26 protein-coding genes and 2 pseudogenes are annotated in these 22,898 nt (G+C 48.6%); 11 read left to right on the top strand and 17 right to left on the bottom strand.

Translation table 11 applies throughout. The features are described 5' to 3' along the window. Positions 1-270: 270 nt before the first annotated feature. Positions 271-1,047 (top strand): 3-deoxy-D-manno-oct-2-ulosonate III transferase WaaZ, encoded by a 777-nt coding sequence (gene waaZ, locus WN16_RS13535; protein WP_044700052.1) that lies wholly within the window; start codon positions 271-273, stop codon positions 1,045-1,047. Positions 1,048-1,078: 31 nt separating this feature from the next. Here waaZ and WN16_RS13530 read toward each other — a convergent pair whose 3' ends face one another. From WN16_RS13530 to WN16_RS13490, 8 genes and pseudogenes are all read right to left on the bottom strand, one after another. Beyond that, entirely contained in the window at positions 1,079-1,276 is a 198-nt protein-coding gene (locus WN16_RS13530) for a hypothetical protein (protein ID WP_044700054.1), read from the bottom strand. 169 nt (positions 1,277-1,445) lie between these two features. Continuing rightward, positions 1,446-2,240: pseudogene (locus WN16_RS13525) on the bottom strand (cyclic diguanylate phosphodiesterase); the annotation flags it as partial. A 9-nt stretch (positions 2,241-2,249) separates the two neighbouring features. Continuing rightward, positions 2,250-3,418 (bottom strand): IS3 family transposase gene (locus WN16_RS13520; RefSeq protein ID WP_100216202.1). Its coding sequence is split into 2 segments (ribosomal slippage): positions 2,250-3,169 and positions 3,169-3,418, totalling 1,170 coding nucleotides; the frame shifts between segments, so codons are not numbered across the junction. A 505-nt stretch (positions 3,419-3,923) separates the two neighbouring features. Next, positions 3,924-4,178, bottom strand: coding sequence for a hypothetical protein (locus WN16_RS13515; protein WP_044702845.1), 255 nt, complete (start codon positions 4,176-4,178; stop codon positions 3,924-3,926). A 10-nt stretch (positions 4,179-4,188) separates the two neighbouring features. Continuing rightward, the gene (locus WN16_RS13510; RefSeq protein ID WP_224773599.1) at positions 4,189-4,662 is read right to left on the bottom strand and encodes an Ail/Lom family outer membrane beta-barrel protein; all 474 of its coding nucleotides are present in this window, start codon (positions 4,660-4,662) and stop codon (positions 4,189-4,191) included. A 900-nt stretch (positions 4,663-5,562) separates the two neighbouring features. Beyond that, complete coding sequence (gene arsC, locus WN16_RS13500; RefSeq protein WP_044702844.1) at positions 5,563-5,988, bottom strand: glutaredoxin-dependent arsenate reductase; 426 nt, start codon at positions 5,986-5,988, stop codon at positions 5,563-5,565. Positions 5,989-6,000: 12 nt separating this feature from the next. Next, entirely contained in the window at positions 6,001-7,290 is a 1,290-nt protein-coding gene (locus tag WN16_RS13495) for an arsenic transporter (RefSeq protein ID WP_016150088.1), read from the bottom strand. 44 nt (positions 7,291-7,334) lie between these two features. Beyond that, entirely contained in the window at positions 7,335-7,655 is a 321-nt protein-coding gene (locus WN16_RS13490) for a transcriptional regulator (RefSeq protein ID WP_003030762.1), read from the bottom strand. A gap of 85 nt (positions 7,656-7,740) precedes the next feature. On the opposite strand from WN16_RS13490, the gene arsH reads away from it, so the two are divergent. Beyond that, on the top strand, positions 7,741-8,439 hold the full coding sequence (gene arsH / locus WN16_RS13485) for an arsenical resistance protein ArsH (RefSeq protein WP_008320415.1): 699 nt from the start codon (positions 7,741-7,743) through the stop codon (positions 8,437-8,439). A gap of 112 nt (positions 8,440-8,551) precedes the next feature. Here arsH and WN16_RS13480 read toward each other — a convergent pair. Further along, a pseudogene (locus WN16_RS13480) lies at positions 8,552-8,806 on the bottom strand (LexA family transcriptional regulator); the annotation flags it as partial. 21 nt (positions 8,807-8,827) lie between these two features. Between WN16_RS13480 and WN16_RS13475 the strand changes: the two are divergent. Together WN16_RS13475 and WN16_RS13470 are read left to right on the top strand one after the other, a co-directional pair. Further along, the gene (locus WN16_RS13475) at positions 8,828-9,070 is read left to right on the top strand and encodes a DinI family protein (RefSeq protein ID WP_003840850.1); all 243 of its coding nucleotides are present in this window, start codon (positions 8,828-8,830) and stop codon (positions 9,068-9,070) included. A gap of 174 nt (positions 9,071-9,244) precedes the next feature. Next, entirely contained in the window at positions 9,245-9,754 is a 510-nt protein-coding gene (locus tag WN16_RS13470; RefSeq protein WP_003030767.1) for a VTT domain-containing protein, read from the top strand. A gap of 138 nt (positions 9,755-9,892) precedes the next feature. On the opposite strand, the gene icd is transcribed toward WN16_RS13470, so the two are convergent. Next, a complete protein-coding gene (gene icd / locus WN16_RS13465) occupies positions 9,893-11,143 on the bottom strand; it encodes an NADP-dependent isocitrate dehydrogenase (RefSeq protein WP_003841892.1) in 1,251 nt (416 codons plus the stop codon). Between the two features lie 202 nt (positions 11,144-11,345). Here icd and rluE point away from each other — a divergent pair, with 202 nt between their 5' ends. The 7 genes from rluE to WN16_RS13430 all read left to right on the top strand — a co-directional run bounded on the left by rluE (position 11,346) and on the right by WN16_RS13430 (position 17,728). Next, the gene (gene rluE, locus WN16_RS13460) at positions 11,346-11,969 is read left to right on the top strand and encodes a 23S rRNA pseudouridine(2457) synthase RluE (RefSeq protein ID WP_044702842.1); all 624 of its coding nucleotides are present in this window, start codon (positions 11,346-11,348) and stop codon (positions 11,967-11,969) included. Between the two features lie 34 nt (positions 11,970-12,003). Next, positions 12,004-12,942, top strand: coding sequence for a hypothetical protein (locus WN16_RS13455; RefSeq protein WP_044702841.1), 939 nt, complete (start codon positions 12,004-12,006; stop codon positions 12,940-12,942). A 9-nt stretch (positions 12,943-12,951) separates the two neighbouring features. Beyond that, a complete protein-coding gene (locus WN16_RS13450; protein WP_044702840.1) occupies positions 12,952-13,413 on the top strand; it encodes an NUDIX hydrolase in 462 nt (153 codons plus the stop codon). A gap of 53 nt (positions 13,414-13,466) precedes the next feature. Continuing rightward, positions 13,467-14,573, top strand: coding sequence for a tRNA 2-thiouridine(34) synthase MnmA (mnmA, locus tag WN16_RS13445; protein WP_003832402.1), 1,107 nt, complete (start codon positions 13,467-13,469; stop codon positions 14,571-14,573). Positions 14,574-14,607: 34 nt separating this feature from the next. Beyond that, positions 14,608-15,249, top strand: a complete 642-nt coding sequence (hflD, locus tag WN16_RS13440) for a high frequency lysogenization protein HflD (RefSeq protein WP_003841885.1) — start codon at positions 14,608-14,610, stop codon at positions 15,247-15,249. A gap of 3 nt (positions 15,250-15,252) precedes the next feature. After that, positions 15,253-16,623, top strand: coding sequence for an adenylosuccinate lyase (gene purB, locus WN16_RS13435; RefSeq protein ID WP_032949068.1), 1,371 nt, complete (start codon positions 15,253-15,255; stop codon positions 16,621-16,623). A gap of 436 nt (positions 16,624-17,059) precedes the next feature. Then, positions 17,060-17,728, top strand: a complete 669-nt coding sequence (locus WN16_RS13430) for an SOS response-associated peptidase (protein WP_044702837.1) — start codon at positions 17,060-17,062, stop codon at positions 17,726-17,728. Positions 17,729-18,032: 304 nt separating this feature from the next. Here the strand turns inward: WN16_RS13430 and WN16_RS13425 are convergent, their stop codons facing one another. The 7 genes from WN16_RS13425 to WN16_RS13395 all read right to left on the bottom strand — a co-directional run bounded on the left by WN16_RS13425 (position 18,033) and on the right by WN16_RS13395 (position 22,897). Next, on the bottom strand, positions 18,033-18,269 hold the full coding sequence (locus WN16_RS13425; RefSeq protein WP_044702835.1) for a hypothetical protein: 237 nt from the start codon (positions 18,267-18,269) through the stop codon (positions 18,033-18,035). Between the two features lie 182 nt (positions 18,270-18,451). After that, positions 18,452-19,411, bottom strand: coding sequence for a DUF523 and DUF1722 domain-containing protein (locus tag WN16_RS13420; protein WP_046670535.1), 960 nt, complete (start codon positions 19,409-19,411; stop codon positions 18,452-18,454). A 13-nt stretch (positions 19,412-19,424) separates the two neighbouring features. Next, a complete protein-coding gene (locus WN16_RS13415; RefSeq protein WP_044700520.1) occupies positions 19,425-19,955 on the bottom strand; it encodes a DUF3833 domain-containing protein in 531 nt (176 codons plus the stop codon). After that, positions 19,952-20,479, bottom strand: a complete 528-nt coding sequence (locus WN16_RS13410; RefSeq protein WP_044700522.1) for a hypothetical protein — start codon at positions 20,477-20,479, stop codon at positions 19,952-19,954. Before WN16_RS13410 ends, WN16_RS13415 begins: the two co-directional genes overlap by 4 nt. Continuing rightward, on the bottom strand, positions 20,476-20,961 hold the full coding sequence (locus WN16_RS13405) for a DUF2878 domain-containing protein (protein ID WP_044700524.1): 486 nt from the start codon (positions 20,959-20,961) through the stop codon (positions 20,476-20,478). The genes WN16_RS13410 and WN16_RS13405 overlap by 4 nt, the downstream gene beginning before the upstream one ends. Then, a complete protein-coding gene (locus tag WN16_RS13400) occupies positions 20,958-22,178 on the bottom strand; it encodes a cyclopropane-fatty-acyl-phospholipid synthase family protein (protein WP_044700526.1) in 1,221 nt (406 codons plus the stop codon). Before WN16_RS13400 ends, WN16_RS13405 begins: the two co-directional genes overlap by 4 nt. Further along, entirely contained in the window at positions 22,175-22,897 is a 723-nt protein-coding gene (locus WN16_RS13395) for a DUF1365 domain-containing protein (protein ID WP_044700528.1), read from the bottom strand. The genes WN16_RS13400 and WN16_RS13395 overlap by 4 nt, the downstream gene beginning before the upstream one ends. Between the last annotated feature and the right edge of the window lies 1 nt (position 22,898).

The following is a 22,898-nucleotide window of genomic DNA, read 5'->3' as shown; positions in this document are numbered from 1 at the left end:
ATGTTAAATTCTTACCAGGCAAGAACACCAGAATCATATTTATTCACACAACAAATGCCTGGATTTTAAAAACCGAAAAACAAAAGCCAACATCATCATATTTTCCTGAGTTACCAGATCTTACTCTCAAAAAACATTTATCAAAATAATAATAAAAATACATTCACATAATCAATTCTTCAAGTTTAAAAAACAAAAAGAAACATCTTCTTTGATTTGGAACGGATACTCAATGTTATTATTTCAAAAATAACATCCACGGTAACCGCCATGCTCATCACACACGAAATACTTAATGGAATAATGGGTGAAAGAGTTTCCGATGATTGTATTATTTACTTGTCTGGACCTTCATCATTAGATACGCCCCTTGAGATAATGCGTAGTAAAAGCTGCATTTGCGTAAATGGTAGCGCAGGCTATTTAATTAACAACAATATCCCTGTATTTCTTTATGTTGTTTGTGACGGTTCTTTTTATGAAAACAATAAAGACTTATTTTATAAGTATTCCGCCTATGCTCAGCATACCTTTATTAGTGAAGATGTTATTAAAAGAGCTAATTCAACAGAGGCAGAGAACTTGCTCAACACATGTTTTCTGTTAAAGGACATTTGCAAATCCAGAGGTGGTATCGGTAGAAAGATTCGCTATAAAATAAAAACAATGACTAACAGGAATCTTCGAATTAAATGCTCTGCATTCAGAAAAGTGAAAACAATTGCATTTTCAACTGATGTAACACATGGTCATTTTGGTAGTGCTACGGTCGCATTTAGCGCGTTACAAATAGCCTTTAGTCTAAAATTTGAAAGAATAATTTTTTCAGGTTTAGATTTGAAAGGTAGCTGTAAACGGTTTTACAATGAAGTTAACGCTCAACCCACGACTCTACCCGCTGATCTTAGCTTTATATTAAGGTCATTTTCTTATGTAAGTAGCCACTATGACGGTAAGATCTACAATCTTTCTCCACAAACAGCTATTCCCTACGATGTTATTCCGTTCATCAATACAGAAGAAGTAGCTTGTTCCACCTCCTACTAGCAATACACCAACGGTAAGAATATTTAAACAATTAATACAGAAACACCCCTTCTTGCGCCATTAGATACAATGTCAAAACAATAACCCCGACGATACCACCTAAAAACAGTACTGCGGCAATCGCAAACTGGTTGCGGTTTGTGTACTTCGTATTGTTTCGCACATCCAACTTTTTTTTCGCCGCTTTGTGACTTGAATCACGCTCCATCGCGAATGTTATATCTGCCATGCCATTATCCAGTTGCTGTATATGAAAACACAAATAACCACCACATCGATAAGGGTATAGATTTTAAATAACAGAATCTGAGATTTGTCTCACGATAAAGATAATCATCGGATTTTTACTCCCGAAGCAGATTTCATGATCCCTTTTCATCAATAGGGTTATCATGTACTTATTCGACAAAAACCTTCACTTTAGGCTTTGCCAGCAGAATCATGACGAACTCAGTGAAGGTTACTGGTTTATAGAAATAGTACCCTTGCAGGAAAACAATGTTGTTTTTGTTGAGATAATCGAGCTGAGCCTTCGTTTCAACTCCTTCTGCAACGATGCTTAAAGATAGCTTGCGCGCCAGATCGAGAACACAAACCAAAATTCGGGTTGAATCGGGAAGCTCATTAACCCTTCCCACAAAGCTCTGATCGATTTTAATGTAATCAATGTGCAGGTCATGCAAATAAGAAAGCCCGGAATAGCCCGTACCAAAATCATCAAGCGCAATCACAAAGCCATTTTCATGCAGGATATTGAGCCTCTGCACAAGTTCTTCATCTACATGTAATGGCACACGCTCAGTAACTTCAATCACCAGGTTGAGATCATGGCGGCTGAAGCCATCTTTGAATTTCAGACACTCTTCAACAAATGTAGGGGTAGTGATATGGGATGCGCTGAAGTTAATACCGACATGGAATCCAGATGGCAGTTTGCTGGCAATGGCGTTCATATTCGCCGCAACCTGCCTCATGAGACTTTGAGTTAGTGGCACTATCAGGCCTGATTTTTCGGCGACGGGAATGAAAGAGGCAGGAGAGATATATCCGGCTTTTGGATGTTTCCATCGGGCCAGCACTTCAACACCGCGTAACGTCCCCTCACGACCATTTACGATAGGTTGATAAAAAGGCACGATCTCTCCTTTTACTATCGCTCTGCGCAACGTTTCTTCTGGGGTATCATTCTTATTTTGTAGTGGTCAACTAAAACTGGCCACGGCTTTAGAGTTTTTCCAGTATCGGTTTTCCGATTCGTTTGGGGGCAACCCACCGTTATAGTCATGCGGCCTTAGCGAGCTGTAATACCCGACGATATAGTCTGTGATCGCATGAGCAGCATCGCTAAAGTTTATATAACCTGTCACTGGCACCCACTCGTTTTTCAGACTACGGAAGAAGCGTTCCATCGGGCTGTTGTCCCAACAGTTTCCACGTCGGCTCATACTCTGCCTGATCTGGCAACGCCACAGTAACTGCCGGAACTGCCTGCTTGTATAGTGGCTACCCTGGTCACTGTGGAACATCACTCCGGCTGGTTTACCGCGAGCTTCCCACGCCATTTCCAGCGCTCTGATGGTCAGCTTGCTATCCGGCGAGAATGACATTGCCCAGCCCACTGGTTTCCTTGCGAACAGATCGAGAACAACTGCAAGGTAAGCCCAACGCTTGCCTGTCCAGATGTACGTCACATCGCCGCACCACACCTGGTTAGGTTCTGTCACTGCGAACTGTCGCTCAAGGCGATTCGGGATAGCGATGTGTTCATGACCAACACGTTTATACCGGTGGGTAGGCTGCTGACAACTCACCAGCCCCAGTTCTTTCATGAGCCTGCCAGCAAGCCAGCGTCCCATTCTGAAGCCTCTCAGGGTTGCCATAATGGCGATACTTCTTGCGCCAGCAGAGCCATGGCTGATGTTATGCAGCTCCCGAACCTGGCTGCGTAACACAGCTCGCCAGCCGTCTGGCTTTTCGGCGCTTTTCTCCCAGTATTTGTAGCTACTGCGATGAACCCCGAACACGTGGCAGAGTGTGACCACAGGATACTGCGCTCTGAGTTTCCCGATTAACGAGAATTGTTCAGGGAGTCTGACATCAAGAGCGCGGTAGCCTTTTTTAATATGTCGTTTTCCATTTCAATGCGTTGTAGCTTTTTCTTCAGCTCACGTATTTCAATCTGTTCCGGGGTTATAGGGGAGGCTTTAGGTATTTTGCCCTGTCGTTCATCCCGCAACTGCTTTACCCATCGCGTCATGGTAGAAAGACCCACATCCATAGCACTGGCCGCAGCTGCAACGGTGTAGTTCTGATCAAGGACCAGTTGAGCGGATTCACGTTTAAACTCTGCGCTGAAATTTCTTTTTTTCATTGAGGCACCTGTAATGTTCTGAGGTGAGCATATCACCTCTGTTCAGGTGGCCAAATTCAGTAAACCACTACATACAGTCGGGACGATGTTCCTGAAGGTATTAATCTGTGGGGAGGACGAGAACCTTCCCCTTCACTCTCATTCGAGGAAATTAAAGCTCGAACAGAAGGCCTTGGTGTTTACCCCATTGCAGCCAATGCCCTGCACGTATTCCCGTACAAATTTTCATCAAAAGAATGATTGCATACAGCAGGCGAAGCGTTTTTCTCAAACCAAAGTAAGGCCATTGTTATCATAAATACCTCTGGCCTTGGGGGGGGGCAACTCGCCAATATCTGTTACTTCTGATTGCAGTCCATGCTGGCGCTGCATTATTTCATCACTATATACAGAAAAAAATACGCTTTTGAGAGTGATTCCTGAGCATAAGCATTGGAATAATTAATAAATGATTATAATGTTAAGAACATAAGCACTCAAGACAGTATGTACGTGGTCTAAAATATTAATCGTCATCATAATGCTTATTTTTCTTGCGATCACTCATAGACTCTTTAAAAGCATCTGCTTGTGTATTAGCAGCCTGCAGTCGACTCATGTTAGCACTGTAATTATTCCAATATTCTTTTTCTTCGTGATAACAAACATCACGGCTAATTCCCTTCGCTTCGCACTTAGCTAAGCGTTGTTCTTCTGATACGCAACCAAACATCAAAGAAACAGTAGAAAATGCAACCAGTATTATCATTAATTTATTCATATAAATAACCTTAGAATTTCCAGCCGGCACCGACTACAATACTATTAGCTTGCGCGCCAAAGACCTTAGAACCTTCATAGCCTGCATCAACAGTGAAAGCTGCAATGGGGGTAAACTGAATACCAGCACCATAGGCAAAACCTGTAGAAGTATCAGTTTCACCATTAGCTTTGATCGCACCTCTCCCAATACCCACCATTACATAAGGTTTTATCACATCATTTACTTTATAACTTGCACCGACTAATGCAGAACCATAACCACGATCTATATCATTATCGTCATTTGCTGAAATAGTTAAGGATGTTATAACGCCTAAATCACTTTCATCTGGGGTATAACCATATTTAGCGTTAAGACCGTTAAGGTTCTGTCCATCTGTCCGGGTATGTACATAACCGCCGGTGACTACGCTTTCTCCTGCATAAACTGTCATAGCAAAGCATAATGTAACAGCCACTAAACCTGTTTTTAAACTTAGCATTTTAATAACCATTTTCATCATCAACTAATAGTAAGTTACATACATAACAAGGAGTCATTCTTTGAATTTTATTTCTCAAACATGTCGCCAAGATAAAAACAGAAAGGTAATAAAAAATCAATCGAGAAAAATGTTCTTTTTTGGACATTATTAATATTCAGGATAATAAATTATCATAACATGTTGATAAAAATGGATTTAACATTAGAGTAAAACAACATTAAAACGCACCATCTTTAATATACCCCCAATATTTTCTTGTTTTTAAAACGACTGTTTTACATATAATAATTAATAATATACAAACTCCACTCAATTATATTTAGTTCTCATACCCGAATCGGTTTAAATAAATATTGAAAGATATGGATATCTTTTATCAATAAATAGAATTGTAATGACAAAGATAAAAATTAAATCTTTAGTGCTATTAAAATGAGTTTAATAGTCTAAGTTCCAGGAAAGCACTTTGCAGGTAAAAAAACGGGAACCAATCGGTTCCAATTCTTATACAACCCAGAATCTGGATTACATGTTTTCGATGATCGCGCCTTCCATACCTTTAACAATTAAGTCAGCCGCTTCGGTCCAACCCATGTGGCGCAGCATTACATTGCTAAAATCATAGCAACCATCTGATAAAGTTGAAATTATCATCCTCTCTACTTTCAAATCAGCCTGTAGCTACCATTTTAAACTCATTGATTGTCTAAACTTTGGTTTTAGTTTTGGGGAAGAGTTTTCGCCAAGAATCCAAGTTTTTCACGCCAGCACATTCAACACACTACCGCTAATGGCAAGCCTCGATGGTAAAGCTGTTACTGCCGCAGAGGTCCGATTTGAGCGAAAACCGGACGCCCGCATAGCGTGTACAGGCGTCCGGTATTTTGAAGTGGCAGATTACTTAATCTGCTTACCCGTTCCGTCAATGACCTTCTCGCCATCCTCTTTGGTAAACGCTCCTTTCTGACCTTCCGGTAGAATATCCAACACTATTTCTGAAGGGCGGCAAAGACGAGTGCCAAGCGGCGTAACGACTACCGGCCGATTAATCAGGATCGGATGTTGAAGCATGAAATCAATTAACTGCTCATCACTAAATTTCTCTTCATCAAGACCCAGGTATTCATAAGGCTCAACATTCTTACGCAGTAATGCACGCACCGTAATTCCCATATCTGAAATAAGTTGAATCAGCTCATCACGGGTCGGTGGCGTATCGAGATAATAAATTACCGTTGGTTCGTTGCCGCTGTTACGGATCATCTCCAGCGTGTTGCGAGAAGTGCCGCAGGCAGGATTGTGATAGATGGTAATGTTGCTCATATCTGTATCTCATTACAAAGTGATGGAGAGCCGCAACGCCAGCGCGGCCAGAGTGACAAACAGCACGGGCAGAATCATGATAATACCCGTACGGAAGTAATATCCCCAGGTAATCGTTATATTTTTCTGGGCAAGCACATGCAGCCAAAGCAGGGTTGCCAGACTGCCAATCGGGGTGATTTTCGGACCTAAATCGCAGCCAATCACGTTGGCATAAATCATTGCCTCTTTGACGATGCCAGTCGCCGTGCTCCCGTCAATCGCCAGTGCACCAATCAGCACCGTCGGCATATTGTTCATCACCGACGACAGGAACGCGGTCAGGAAGCCGGTGCCGAACGTTGCTGCCCATAACCCCTTTTCTGCCAGTAGGTTCAGCACGTCAGACAGATACTCCGTAAGCCCTGCATTGCGCAGGCCATAGACCACCAGGTACATACCCAACGAAAAAATAACGATCTGCCATGGTGCACCGCGGAGGACTTTTCCGGTGTTGATGGCATGACCTCTTTTCGCCACTATAAACAGTATTGCTGCGCCAGTAGCCGCTATCGCGCTGACCGGGATCCCCAGTGGCTCCAGAACAAAGAAACCGACAAGCAGCAATAACAGGACAATCCAGCCCGCCCTGAACGTTGCCGGATCCTTTATCACACTGGCAGGCGTCTTCAACAGCGAAACGTCATACGTCGCCGGAATGTCCCTGCGAAAGAAGAGATGCAGCATGACCAGAGTGGCCGCAATCGCTGCCACATCTACGGGGATCATAACGGAGGCATACTGCGTAAAGCCCAGACCGAAAAAGTCCGCCGAGACGATATTCACCAGGTTAGAAACAATTAGCGGCAGGCTGGCCGTATCTGCAATAAATCCTGCGGCCATGACAAACGCCAATGTCGTGCCCTGGCTGAATCCCAGTGCGAGCAGCATCGCAATTACAATCGGCGTCAGGATCAGCGCAGCGCCGTCATTGGCAAACAACGCAGCAACAGCGGCACCAAGCAAGACTATCCAGGTAAACAAAAGGCGGCCACGTCCGTTACCCCAGCTGGAGACGTGCAGTGCGGCCCATTCAAAGAAGCCGGACTCATCAAGCAACAGGCTGATGATAATGACCGCAATAAATGCCGCTGTCGCGTTCCAGACGATATTCCAGACAACGGGAATATCAGCGATATGGATGACTCCGGTTCCCAGCGCCAGCGCAGCTCCGATACTCGCGCTCCAGCCAATACTCAGGCCTCTGGGTTGCCAGATAACCAGTACCAGCGTCAGTAAAAATATACTCCCTGCCAAAAACATTTCAGACTCCGTTATATATGATTATGTAAATATGTTTTACTGCCTCAGCAGGAGGTACAGGCCGACTTTGCCAACCATTCCCGCACATCCTCCCGAAGGCACAGCCAGGATGTCGTGATTGTCTCAGCGGCCCACGCCGGAATATGAGGTGACAGACGATAGTGGATCCATTTCCCTTCCCGACGATCAAGAACAAGCTTTGCCTCGCGCAGGACGGCCATATGGCGTGATATTTTGGGCTGTGATTCGGCGGTAGCTGCACAGATATCGCACACGCACAGTTCTCCGGACTCCCGCAGAAGCATGACAATGGCGAGACGAGTTTCATCTGACAAGATTTTGAAAAGCTGAACAGGTTGTAGCATTTTTCTCTCCGCTCCCTTTAGAATACACATATGGTAAATCATATGTATCAACTTTGAAATCATCAGCTCTCTCTGGAGGAGAAAAATGGAACAATTTCCTGCCCTGAATACTGCATGCTTTGATCAACACATCGCTGAACGCCTGAACGTGCAGGAGCCACCACGGATTCTGATCCTGTATGGTTCAGTGAGAGAGCGCTCCTACAGCCGCTTTGCCGCGGAGGAAGCCGGTCGCCTGCTGACGGCGATGGGCGCGGAGGTGAAACTGTTTAACCCCTCCGGTTTACCCCTGCCGGATGATGCGCCGGACACGCATCCCAAAGTCACCGAGCTGCGCGGTCTGGTCAGATGGTGTGATGGGATGGTGTGGAGTTCTCCGGAACGGCACGGTGCTATGAGCGCAGTCATGAAGGCGCAGATTGACTGGATCCCCTTAAGTGAAGGAGCGATTCGTCCTTCGCAGGGCAAAACACTTGCGGTAATGCAGGTCTGCGGCGGTTCACAGTCCTTCAATGCCGTGAACCAGATGCGTATACTTGGTCGCTGGATGCGGATGTTTACGATCCCCAACCAGTCCTCTGTAGCCAAGGCATGGCAAGAGTTCGACGAAAACGGACGAATGAAACCTTCTTCATGGTATGACCGCATCGTCGATGTAGCCGAGGAGCTGTTTAAAATCACGCTGCTGCTTAAGGGACAAACCAGTTATCTTGCAGATCGTTACAGCGAGCGAAAAGAGAGCCATCAGGAGCTTTCATCCCGTGTCAATCAGGACAAAATATAACGTATGTTCTTCGTGAATCCATACTGCATGAGCTTACCAATGTCCGCTTTGGCAGATTGATTATGCCGGATGATCTCTAAATGTGAATGGCACGATTATGCGGGCTACTTACAATTGCACATATCAGCAATGAGCCATCGCAGGCAGTAAGTGACGCATCCACAACAAACAGCACCCCCTGAAGTATTCCTTCCCTGAAATGTGAACGCGATGCCCGCATAAAATAAGTCGCTGCGGGCTGGCTGATTAGTTGCTGGTCGAGGGAGATTCGTGTTTCAACATAATCTGCCGCAGGTGAAGGAAAGCCCATGTTTATGCCCTCTCTTGAATACCGGATAAAAACACAGTATAAATACTGTATATCCATCCAGCAAAGAGGCGATAAGCAATGTTCGTGGAACTCGTTTATGACAAAAGGAATTTTGATGGTCTGCCCGGTGCAAAAGATATCATTCTGGGCGAATTGACCAAGAGGGTTCACCGGATTTTCCCCGACGCTGATGTCCGGGTTAAACCGATGATGACATTGCCGGCAATCAACACTGACGCCAGCAAGCACGAGAAGGAACAGATAAGCCGTACTGTTCAGGAAATGTTTGAAGAGGCTGATATGTGGCTGGTTTCAGATTAAGTGCGTTCGATTCATCTTCCTTTACCCTATCCCGCTCAACTGTATTCTGCTGCTATACGCAGATAGCTGTCACAGCCGGGATTAAGTGCAGCAGTCAGTAATTCATCTGTGTTGAGGCCTGATTAAGCCGTATCGCGGTTAAATAGCCAAGGAACCTTAACTGGAGAAGCATTGATGGAGTGGGTAAACGCGTTGATGAGCCATTTCGCGCTTCATCCTTTCAGCCTGTGGGGCCTGCTTTTTGGAATAGCATTCGCAAAATCTACGTTCCTCATTTCAGCTGTATTACCGCCAGCATCTGTTATGTTGGTTGCTGTAATTTCCGTCGGCAAGGCGACTATTGCGCCATGGGAAGCGGGAATTGCTGTAATGATTGGCGCATGGTGCGGGACAATTGTTAATTATCACCTTGGAATGATGATGGGACATCTACCCTGGCTGGCACGCATCATGTCGCGTCATGCCGATACAGTAGTACGGGTTCGACGCCGGTTGCAAAACAGTTCTGTACCGATACTTTTTACTTCGCGCTTTATTGCCGTGCTGCGTTACATTGTGCCATTAGTTGCTGGAATGTTGCATCTTCATCCAGTGAAAGTGTATGCAGTCAGTCTGATCTCTGCGGCGACCTGGTCAGCGCTTTATGTCGGAGGCTTTAGTCTCGTTTTGCCTTTTTTTAGCTAAACCAGACATAAATAGACCACAACAAGCCCTGATCCCCCCTGGTACTGGGCGGATAAAAATGACAGGGAAAGAATTTATCAGGCACAAAAAAAAACGGGAACCAATCGGCTCCCGTTCTCATACAACCCAGAATGTGGATTACATATTTTCGATGATCGCGTCACCAAACTCGCTACATTTCAGCAGCTTAGCGCCGTCCATCAGACGTTCGAAGTCATAGGTTACGGTCTTGGCGTTGATTGCGCCTTCCATACCTTTAACAATTAAGTCAGCCGCTTCGGTCCAACCCATGTGGCGCAGCATCATTTCTGCAGACAGAATGATAGAACCTGGGTTCACTTTATCCTGACCTGCATACTTCGGTGCAGTACCGTGGGTTGCTTCAAACAGTGCGCATTCGTCACCGATGTTTGCACCCGGCGCGATACCAATACCACCAACCTGTGCGGCCAGCGCATCGGAGATGTAGTCACCGTTCAGGTTCATACATGCAATCACGTCATACTCAGCCGGGCGCAGCAGGATCTGTTGCAGGAACGCATCGGCAATGACGTCCTTAACCACGATCTCTTTACCGGTTTTCGGGTTCTTGATTTTCACCCATGGACCGCCATCGATCAGTTCGCCACCAAATTCTTCACGCGCTAACTGGTAACCCCAGTCTTTGAACGCGCCTTCGGTGAACTTCATGATGTTGCCTTTGTGTACCAAGGTAACTGAATCACGATCGTTGGCGATGGCGTATTCAATCGCTGCACGTACCAGACGTTTAGTCCCTTCTTCAGAACACGGTTTGATACCAATACCGCAATGTTCCGGGAAGCGTATTTTCTTCACACCCATCTCTTCGCGCAGGAATTTAATCACTTTCTCAGCATCGGCAGAGTCAGCTTTCCACTCGATACCCGCGTAGATATCTTCGGAGTTTTCACGGAAGATGACCATATCGGTCAGTTCAGGGTGTTTAACCGGGCTTGGTGTACCCTGATAATAACGCACCGGACGCAGGCAGACATACAGGTCAAGTTCCTGACGCAGAGCTACGTTCAGAGAGCGAATACCGCCGCCAACAGGGGTGGTCAGAGGGCCTTTAATGGCAACACGATATTCACGAATCAGATCTAAGGTTTCAGCAGGCAGCCAGACGTCCTGGCCATAAACCTGAGTGGATTTCTCGCCGGTGTAGATTTCCATCCAGGAGATTTTACGCTCGCCTTTATAGGCTTTCTCGACAGCAGCATCGACAACTTTGATCATCGGTGGGGTTACATCAACGCCGATACCGTCGCCTTCAATGAACGGGATAATCGGATTTTCAGGAACGTTGAGTTTGCCGTTTTGCAGGGTGATCTTCTTACCTTCCGCCGGAACAACTACTTTGCTTTCCATTCACCTCTCCTTCGAGCGCTTCTGGTTCTGCTCGTCTGTCATCGCGCTGCATGTGCGTTTGCGTCCTGCTGCACGAATGCGTTAGAGCAATTTTTTGTTAATGTTTTGTAATGAGCATGTCAATACTACCCTAATGTTCGTCGCCATGAAAGACACTCGTTCTTAGGCTATAATGCGGCAATTGATATAATCTGAAAATACCATGCAAAAAACTTCTTTTAGAAATCACCGGGTTGAGCGATTCAGCTCACGACAAGTCACTAAGCAGCGTAAAGAAAACCAGCCAAAACGCGTGGTTTTGTTCAATAAACCCTACGATGTTTTGCCACAATTTACTGACGAGGCTGGCAGAAGCACGTTAAAAGATTTTATTCCCTTGCCGGGAATTTATGCGGCGGGCCGACTCGACCGGGACAGCGAAGGGCTTTTGGTGCTGACCAATGACGGCGCACTGCAGGCGCGGTTAACGCAACCCGGGAAGCGTACTGGGAAAATTTATTACGTCCAGGTTGAAGGCGAGCCGACAGCAGAAGCGCTGGACGCCCTGCGTACCGGAGTAACGCTCAATGATGGCCCCACGCTACCCGCAGGCATTGAGGTAGTAGAGGAACCCGTATGGCTGTGGCCGAGAAATCCGCCGATTCGGGAACGAAAAAACATTCCCATCAGTTGGTTGAAAGTCACCTTATATGAAGGCCGCAACCGCCAGGTACGTCGTATGACCGCGCATGTTGGATTTCCTACGCTGCGCCTCATCCGCTATGCCATGGGTGATTACACGCTGGAAAATCTCGCTAACGGCGAGTGGCGGGAACTGAAATCATAACCGTACGGTTTAACGTGAGTGTTAACAGGGAAGAATGAAAAATATGGATAAACAGCTTTTTGCAGCATTCATCCTGCTCGGCGTGTCACCGTTTTGTTCAGCAAAACTGGACTGTGAGGCGATTGCCGGAATTGCAGCAGGAGAGGCAAACTACCTTTATGAGTCTGCCAAAGTAAAAACCGACTCACGTCTGCATTTCTATTCTGCACCAGCAACAGAGTGTCAACTCCCCGCGTTCATGGTCAATGGCGACACTGTTGAGGTGCTCAGGAGTTCACAGCGCTACAAAAGCACGGGCATGCTTTCCAAAGATGAGCCTTATCGTTACGTACGTTATCGGGACGCTAAAGGAACCTTTGCCACCGGGTGGGTCTCGGCTGATGGATTAACACTGTTATCCAGCCCGCTTGCAGCAAGCGCGTCTTGCCAGTCATGGGCAAATAAAGAGATGTCACAGCGTGGGTATTTGCCCTACTCCTTCGCAAACCACTATCAGGTAATGGGAGACGCCCGCGCATGGTTCTATGCGATGCCAACCGAACAGTGTCGCAGCCCATCCGTATTTTTAGTGCCCGGCGACCTCGTCTCTGTACAAGAACAATCCAACGATGATTTTATGGAAGCGGTCTACTACACCACCGATCGCCATATCGTACGCGGCTGGTTAAAAAAGTCGCAGTTACAGGCTTTAAACAGCGGTGACCGCTATCGCGACGACATCAACCCGCTGTCGACAGACAAGGCAACGAGAGTCGCCACCCTTGGGCTACGTCACGACTATCAATGTATTTTTTATGAAAGCTGGAATGCTAAAAAGGCCATTGAGATTATCGTACGCGAGGATCATCAAACTGCATTGTGTCGCGGAGGGGCCGACCCACAAACGTCGCCTCCTGTGGCTTATATCAGTATCGACAAGACCAGCGGTGAAATTAGCTGGCCAGATGTTGCCGAAGGTTTTGCTGAGGAATAAGGGGGAAACATGTTCAAACCGCACGTCACGGTCGCCTGCATTGTGCATGCAGAAGATAAATTCTTAGTCGTTGAAGAAACGATCAATGGCAAAGCCTTGTGGAATCAACCCGCAGGACACCTGGAAGCCGACGAAACGCTGGTGCAAGCCGCAGCACGCGAACTATGGGAAGAAACGGGCATTAAAGCACAGCCACAGCATTTTGTTCGTATGCATCAATGGATTGCACCGGACAGAACGCCCTTTTTGCGTTTTCTTTTCGCTATCGAGCTTGCCAATATGTGCGCTACTGAACCCCATGACAGCGATATTGATTGCTGTCGTTGGGTCAGCGCAGAAGAGATTTTCTCTGCGCCAAACCTGCGTTCGCCGTTGGTTGCAGAGAGTATTCGCTGTTACCAGAGCGGCCAGTGCTACCAGCTGTCCATGATCGGTGAATTTAACTGGCCATTTACAGAGGGTGTCAAGTAAAGGGCTGCGTGCTAGAATATGCCGCCTTGAAGTTCAATGTTGTGAGTATTCCTATGTCTGAAAGCCCAAAAAAAGTGATCGTCGGCATGTCCGGCGGTGTCGATTCCTCCGTTTCTGCCTGGCTGTTACAACAACAGGGCTATCAGGTAGAAGGCCTGTTCATGAAGAACTGGGAAGAGGACGATGGCGAGGAATACTGCACAGCGGCCGCCGACCTTGCGGATGCACAGGCTGTTTGTGACAAACTCGGCATTGAACTGCATACCGTCAACTTTGCCGCAGAATACTGGGACAACGTCTTTGAACTGTTCCTTGAAGAGTACAAAGCGGGTCGTACGCCGAACCCGGATATTCTGTGCAATAAAGAAATTAAGTTTAAAGCCTTCCTTGAGTTTGCCGCCGAAGATTTAGGTGCCGATTACATCGCCACCGGTCACTACGTGCGTCGCGCAGATGTCGACGGCAAAAGCCGACTGCTGCGTGGGCTCGATGGTAATAAAGACCAAAGTTATTTCCTCTATACGCTCGGCCATGAGCAAATCGCGCAAAGCCTGTTCCCGGTCGGTGAACTGGAAAAACCGCAGGTGCGTAAAATTGCCGAAGACCTTGGTCTGATTACGGCCAAGAAAAAAGACTCCACCGGCATCTGCTTCATTGGCGAACGTAAGTTCCGCGAATTTCTTGGTCGCTACCTGCCGGCTCAGCCAGGCAAAATCATCACCGTTGATGGTGAAGAGATTGGCCAGCATCAGGGGCTGATGTACCACACTCTGGGTCAGCGTAAAGGTCTGGGTATTGGCGGAACGAAAGAAGGGACAGAAGATCCATGGTATGTAGTGGATAAAGACGTTGAGAACAACATTCTGGTTGTCGCTCAGGGTCATGAACATCCACGTCTGATGTCTGTTGGCCTGGTGGCGCAACAGCTGCATTGGGTCGATCGCGAACCGTTCACTGGTACCATGCGCTGTACGGTGAAAACCCGCTATCGTCAGACCGACATTCCGTGCACCGTTAAAGCACTGGATGCTGAGCGTATTGAAGTCATTTTCGACGAGCCAGTCGCGGCGGTTACGCCGGGTCAGTCGGCTGTCTTTTACAATGGCGAAGTGTGCCTCGGCGGCGGCATTATCGAACAACGATTGCCTCTGCCGGTATAATTACTTACACATTTGATACAAGGAAGCAGTGAACGTGGCAAAGAATTATTATGACATCACCCTCGCCCTGGCAGGCATTTGCCAGTCGGCACGCCTGGTGCAGGAACTGGCGCACCAGGGGCATTGTGATGCCGATGCATTACACGTTTCACTGAACAGTGTCATCGACATGAATCCCAGCTCTACGCTGGGCGTGTTTGGCGGCAGCGAGGCCAACCTGCGTTTGGGGCTGGAAACAATGCTCGGCGTACTGAACGCCAGCAGTCGCCAGGGACTGAACGCTGAACTCACTCGTTACACGCTAAGCCTGATGGTGCTGGAGCGTAAGCTGTCAGCGGCCAAGGGCGCTATGGACACGCTGGGAGACCGTATCAGCGGCTTGCAGCGCCAGCTGGATCATTTTGATTTGCAGTCAGAAACGTTGATGAGTGCGATGGCTGGCATTTATGTTGACGTCATCAGCCCACTCGGCCCGCGTATTCAGGTCACGGGTTCCCCGGCCATCCTCCAGAGCCCGCAGGTTCAGGCTAAAGTACGCGCTTCGCTGCTGGCTGGCATCCGTGCTGCCGTGCTCTGGCATCAGGTTGGTGGAGGCCGTCTGCAACTCATGTTTTCTCGTAATCGCCTGACGACTCAGGCAAAACAAATTCTTGCTCATTTAACCCCGGAGTTGTGATCTATGGAATTATCCTCACTGACCGCCGTTTCCCCTGTCGATGGACGCTACGGCGATAAAGTCAGCGCGCTGCGCGGGATTTTCAGCGAATACGGTTTGCTGAAATTCCGCGTACAGGTTGAAGTACGCTGGCTGCAAAAACTGGCCGCGCACGCAGCGATCAAGGAAGTTCCTGCTTTTGCTGCCGACGCAATCGGTTTCCTTGATGCGATCGTCGCTAACTTCAATGAAGAAGATGCTGCGCGTATCAAAACCATTGAACGTACGACCAACCATGATGTGAAGGCAGTTGAGTATTTCCTGAAAGAGAAAGTAGCGGATATCCCGGAACTGCACGCCGTTTCCGAATTTATCCACTTTGCGTGTACCTCAGAAGACATCAACAACCTGTCTCACGCGCTGATGCTGAAAACCGCACGCGACGAAGTGGTTCTGCCGTACTGGCGCCAGCTTATCGACGCGGTGAAAGATCTGTCTGTACAGTACCGCGATATTCCTCTGCTCTCCCGTACCCACGGTCAGCCAGCCACCCCGTCTACGCTGGGCAAAGAAATGGCTAACGTGGCCTACCGTATGGAGCGTCAATATCGCCAACTCAATCAGGTTGAAATTCTTGGTAAGATCAACGGTGCAGTCGGTAACTATAACGCCCATATCGCCGCTTACCCGGAAGTTGACTGGCATCAGTTCAGCGAAGAATTTGTCACCTCGCTGGGCATCCAGTGGAACCCGTACACCACGCAGATTGAGCCGCACGACTACATTGCCGAGCTGTTCGACTGCATCGCCCGTTTCAACACCATCCTGATCGACTTTGACCGTGATGTCTGGGGCTACGTGGCACTGAACCATTTCAAACAGAAAACTATCGCGGGTGAAATCGGCTCTTCCACCATGCCGCATAAAGTTAACCCCATCGATTTCGAAAACTCCGAGGGTAACCTGGGCCTGTCTAACGCTGTTCTGCAGCACCTGGCGAGCAAACTGCCGGTCTCCCGCTGGCAGCGTGACCTGACTGATTCTACCGTTCTGCGTAACCTGGGTGTGGGTATCGGCTATGCGTTGATCGCCTATCAGTCTACGTTGAAGGGGGTTAGCAAACTGGAAGTAAACCGCGATCATCTGCTGGATGAACTGGATCATAACTGGGAAGTTCTGGCAGAGCCGATTCAGACCGTGATGCGTCGCTACGGTATTGAGAAGCCGTACGAGAAGTTGAAAGAACTGACCCGTGGCAAGCGCGTTGACGCCGAAGGTATGAAGCAGTTTATCGATGGTCTGGCACTGCCGGAAGAAGAGAAAACTCGCCTGAAAGCAATGACGCCTGCCAATTATATTGGTCGCGCCATCGCCATGGTTGATGAACTGAAGTAATCAGCAACTCCCCAGATGCTGAACAGAAGCCGGATAAGCGTAAGCGATTCCGGCTTTTTATCACCCGCTACATTATCCCTTCCCCCGGTTTATTAAATGTTTATCCCCACAGCCACATAATCAGCGTTAGACTATAAAATTGATTTTGTAAAATTAGCAAATACAGTTAATTATCATAAAATCAATTAGTTAATAAAAAACCATCTTAGACAATTGCGGGCAATATGAGTCATTTCATCGCCCCAAATCATGCCCCAAGCTAATTTTTGCCCCCAAATTTGCCCCAAAAAAGTAAAAATGGGTAGTGGTCTATCTGCCATTTAGCAACCTCGAGAAGCTAAAAGCCATAATGGAATATTGGTGGTGTGGAGCTTCAAATCCTATCGTTCTACTCAATATCCTATACTTTCAGTCTGACAGTTGGCTGGAGGTTTCTATGTGTGGACGCTTTTCACAGTCAATGACACGTGAGGACTATCTCGCCCTGCTCGCTGAAGAAGCTGAACGTGATATCCCATATGACCCTGAACCGATCGGGCGATTCAACGTGGCGCCAGGCACCAAAGTTCTGCTGCTGAGCGAACGTGACGAGAAACTTCATCTTGATCCAGTTATCTGGGGATACGCCCCCGGGTGGTGGGATAAACCACCGCTAATTAACGCACGCTCTGAAACTGCGGCTAACAGCAGAATGTTTAAACCACTCTGGCAACATGGTCGCGCAATTTGCTTTGCCGATGGCTGGTTTGAGTGGAAAAAGGTAGGTGACAAGAAGCAACCCTACTTCATTCATCAAGCCGATGGTCAGCCAATATTCATGGCGGCAATTGGCAGCACACCATTTGAACGTGGAGATGAAGCAGAAGGTTTTCTGATAGTGACGGCTACTGCCGATAAAGGACTGGTAGATATTCACGACAGGCGACCGTTGGTACTGTCACCAGATGCTGCTCGCGAGTGGATGAGGCAGGACATTGGAGGGAAAGAAGCTGCGGAAATTGCGACCGACGGTTCCATGCCGGCTGATAAATTTATATGGCACGCCGTGACACGTGCCGTTGGGAATGTGAAAAATCAGGGCTCACAGTTAATCCAGCAAATATGACGCAGCATTATATCGCCAATATCATAGCAACCATTTGATATAATTGAAATTATCACGCTTTTACTTTCAATAACATTTAGTGGTTATCTTTTACAACTCATTGATTATCTAAATTTTGATTTTAGTTTTAGAGAAGCGTTTTCGCCAAAAATCCAAGTTTTGCCGCCGGCACATTCAACACGCTACCACTACTGGCAAACCTCGATGATAAAGCTTTTACTGCCGATGAGGTCCGCTATGAGCGAGGAGCGGACGTCGTAGAGACATGAGAATAAGAGCGGCTAGGTTGTGGATTTTGTGCTTTTTACTCCCATCCCATTTCTTTGTAGGTCTTACTATCCTGTTCAGGGAAATCAGTTTGATATTCACCCCAATTACGGAACGTATAATATTTTTTCATTGCTTCAAGGTGCGAGTCTGCATCACATGTCCACACTAATCTGTAGTCCAGATCCAGCAATTTCCGAGCAGAGTCTCCCAGTGGACCGGCAAGACAAAACAAATCTAAACCAGCTTCATTTGTCCACAGCTCGTGCTTCATAATTTTATCCCCATGGACTGCTATCCATGAATTAATATATCACGATGTTAGCAACGTCCGCTCCTGGCACGAAGCGGACCAGGTCACTGAGCTGAAGGTCCGCTGTGAGCGTTAAACGGAAATTAAAGGGGGCGAACACGACATTAATTATCATGCTGCTCGGTTCAGCTTATCAGGCATGATTAATTAACATTCAGTCGCAATGCTAAATCCTGCGGATAGGGATCAAAGTAATTCTGCGTCAGCAGGTAGTCGTCCGGGTATTCCACCAGATAATGTTTAAGCAGCGTCATCGGGGCCAGGATAGGCAGTATCCCTGCGCGATAATTGAGGATAACCTCGCGCAACTCGCCGCGCTGGCGCATTGTTAATTGATTACGGAAGTACCCCTGAATGTGCATCAGCACGTTAGTGTGGTTTTTACGTGAGGCAGGTTTCTTCAGGATTGTCATTAATTTATCGCGGTAGACCGCAAAGAAAGCCTCCAGATCGTCCCATTCATGCAGTGATGCGACAAATGGGCCAATTTCCCGGTATCCGGCCTGATGGTGAGCCAGCAATTGCAGTTTATAACGGCTATGAAAATTCAGTAGCGCCCGCCGCGTCAGGCCATTTTTGCACAGCGTATGGAGCTCATGTAGCGCGAAAACCCGTTCGACGAAGTTTTCACGCAGAACCGGATCGTGCAGCCGTCCATCCTCTTCAACCGGCAGCCACGGATATTTCTCCATCAGCGCGGCTGTAAAAACTCCCACCCCGTCTTTGCGCCCGCGATTACCTTTTTCATCATATAAACGCACTCGTTCCATGCCACAGCTGGGGGATTTGGCACAGACGATAAAACCCGACAGTGTGTCCAACCCTGACAGATAGCTCAGACAAAAGTCAGCCATTTTGTCGGTAACGTCTTCGTGAGGTGCGTGGCTAAAACGCATGCGAATATCCCCGATAGTTGTTTGTACGAGGCGCAACGCCGGTCGTGGGACAGGCAAGCCTATCGCCATCTCCGGACAAACAGGCTGGAAAGTCACCCAACGGGCCAGTTTCACCATCGCAAACTCTGCCCGCTTATGCCCGCCGTCAAATCGGACGGCAGACCCCGTTAAACAGCCGCTGATCCCAACGATGGGTTGCGTTTTCATGGCGTCTTCCTCGCTAGTGCGTTTTACGGGAGAAGAAGAGCGTCACCGTGCCGACGGTGAGGCCAAATTTCTTCATCTCAGTTTTATTAAACAAATGGTTAGCATCCTGCAGGTACATCCAGTCATCAAAATTCAGCAACCAGGTTCTGCCGCTGGCTTTCACATTCATACTGTAATGCCAGTTGAACGCGTTGCCCGCTGTTTGCCCCTTCGCCACGCCTTCAATATCGCCAGCAGTACCTTCGTAACGATCGGCGCTGATTTTACGGATATGCCACACACGCTGCTGCTTCTCTCCATCGTCGTACACAAAGCGTTCATTGAGGGTCAATGTGTCCCCCACCACATCGCCGTTAATATCGACATGGAAACGACGAAGCTGTTTACCGCTGCGATCCTGAACCATCCCCCATGCTTGCGTTTCTCCCTGAAAATACTGAAAGATATCCAGCGTCGGCTGCTGCTGGCGATACTCGGTAATTTCGGCGCTACAGCCAGAAAGTTGCATCATCAGCGGTAAGCTTAGGGCTAATAAACGTTTCATTTATTACCTCCAGTGAGCTGCTGCCGCAGCTCAGGATATTGCGTACGGGAACCCAGCCAGATAGCGAGAAAGTTTTCGCTGAACGCCGCCGACTGTGGTGGGCCAAGCGGGATGAAATGCCTTTGTGCCACTGACAAGCGATACCAAAATTGCCCCTGCTTATCCTGGAAGACAAAAACCAGTTGCGTACCCGGCGCAACGTCAGGCCATAGCTCACCCAACATGCGAAGCCAGGACTCACTCTGCGCCTCCCGTGCCAAAATACCCTGCGCTCGCCACTGTTCGCGGGTAGCATCCACCAGTTCTTGCCGTTCAATATTGCGCTGATAGGTGATAATCAGTGCCTGATCCTCTTTCAACCCACGATAGCGCCCATCCGGGGTGCGTAATTGTGAGTTATAGATCGTGAATGGCCCCCAGGTGAGCGTAGCATCACCGACTTTCCGCCAGCTTAACCAGTCTGTGGCACCTGCAAACGGCGCAATCGCCATTACTCCCAGCAGTATCAGTAAGGCAAGTTTCATTGGTGTTTCCCCATAAAAATATGAAAAAACAGCATCAACACCAGCCAGCCCGTCGCCATTAAACCGAGCACGATAAATGTCGGCTCCAGAAAAGTAATGGCACCCAAACGCTCTCCTATCAGATAAGCGATCGGTCCTCCACCGGTGGCCATTATTACCAGCAGCCATCCTGGCAAAGAGGTCGAGCAGGTGAGGTGCGTCCACATGACGGCGAACATGAGCCAGAGCGCAAGCATCCATAACGGCAACAATGCTTCGCCGCGAAAATCGATCAACCCGGTCAGCGCCCACAACGCATCCAGACCACTGCCCGCAGCTGTCAGCATTAACGCGCACAGTCGTTGCGCAGCAGGCAACATGAAGCAGGCCAGAATAGCCAGACCAAGCCATAACACCAGACCGCGCTCACGAAATAACACCACCATGAACCAGTACAAATCGAACCCGACAGCCAGGAGAAAGACCTGTAAATGGCGGTTCATGGACGCTCCGCCGTCAGTTGCACCACACTGATTGTACGGGCGTTAAAACCTGCTTCGCAGTAACCGAAGTAGTACAACCACATACGGCGAAAACGCTCATCAAAGCCCAGCTTTTCAATTTCATGCCAACAGTGAACAAATCCTTGCCGCCAGTGCGCAAGGGTCCGGGCGTAGTCGGGCCCCATATCGAACAGGTTGCGAACCACAAAGTCAGTGTGCTTTGTCATCAGCCCACTCATCGCGGTGATGCTGGGTAAAAAACCTCCCGGAAAGATATAGCGCTGAATAAAATCGACGCTTTTGCTGTAATCGCGAAAGCGCTGATCCTGAATGGTAATCGCCTGAAGCGCCATTTTGCCCCCAGGGCGCAGGCGCGCCTGACACGTACGGAAAAACGTCGGCAGATAGCGCTGCCCCACCGCTTCGATCATTTCAACTGATACCAGTTTGTCGAATTCCCCGGTCAGGTCGCGGTAGTCGCAGAGCAATACGGTGACTCTCTCCTGTAAACCAGCGCGGGCAATGCGCGCTTTCGCCCAGGCAAACTGCTCCTGCGACAGGGTCGTGGTGGTCACCCGACATCCGTAATGACGCGCGGCGTATTCCGCCATCGCTCCCCAGCCGGTCCCAATTTCCAACAGATGATCATTCGCGGTCAGCGCCAGCTGTTCGCAAAGTCGCGCCATTTTGGCCTGCTGAGCCTGCGCTAACGACTGCTCGGGGCAGGTGAACAAGGCGCTGGAATAGAGTAAATCCTCATCCAGAAAGTGCGCGTAAAAGGCATTGCCGAGATCGTAATGCGCGGCAATGTTTTCTTTTGCCTGTTGCCGATGGTTGCGGCGCGTCCAATGACGTAAACGCTCAACGGGTCGGCCAAGCAGGCGAAATCCACTTTCCAGCCGCCCCAGCAGGGTGCTGTTGAGCGCAAATATTTGCAATAACGTAGTGAGCTGCTGCGTTTCCCACTCTCCATCCATCCAGGACTCTGCCGCTGCAAGACTTCCCCCCGTCAACACCCGCCAATACACCGTGGGCGAAACAATATGTACGTCGGCGCGTAATTCAGCCGAAACATCACCAAAATGAAAGACCTGGGCCCCTTCCCGCACCGTGACTGAACCCTGACGAAGGCCGCTCAGCATACGAAAAAGGAACCAACGCGCAACACGCAGGTTGCGCGGAATATCGGGTTCAAGCGCAAAGGTGGGATCGATCATGATCGTTCACTCCTGCTCACGGGATGATTGTAGAGAGGGACTCGCTTGAGCCACAGTCGTAGCGCCTGCCAATAAATCGCTGACACCGTTTTCAGCGTCATCATCGGCAGTCGTCGCAGCAACGTGCGTAAACTTGCCGGCGTCAACGGCTCGCGTTTGAGCATCAGGGTGGCATCAGAAATTTTCTCTGCCTGATGGTTTTCGATATGCATATGCAGCGTTTTACCCGGCGAGTTAAATCGCCAGTGATAGACCATATCCATCGGATTAAACGGCGATACATGGAACGCTTTTTCCAGTGGTCGCTTTTCCTGCGCATCTACGGCGTAGTAATGACGCTCATTCCACGGCGTATTGCGGACCTCCGCCAGCACCCAGCGCAGGATCTGCGCGCGGTCATAGCAGTAGTAAAAATTGACCGGATTAAAATGAAAACCGAAATAGCGCAACTGCGTCAGGAGCATCACGCGACCTTCAGGACGCTCGCCTGTCAGGCTGGCAAGCTGATTCAGTACGTTCTCTTTTAACGGGGTTCCCAGCGGGTAATCGGCATCATGAAAAGTAGTTGCAGCGAAGCGATTACGTTTCACGCCCACGCCCGGAAGCTGAGCGAGCTCGTCCAGATCGAGCCAAGCCATAAACACCTGATAAGTAAACTGGTGCGTGGTCGGCTGAAGGCGTCGGTGGCGTAATACGCCGTGGTACAGGCAGCTGTTCATC

Source organism: Citrobacter sp. ABFQG (assembly GCF_004322975.1).
Lineage (GTDB): Bacteria > Pseudomonadota > Gammaproteobacteria > Enterobacterales > Enterobacteriaceae > Citrobacter > Citrobacter freundii.
Note: the sequence above shows the minus strand (reverse complement) of the source record. Positions and strands in the feature narration are given on the sequence as shown.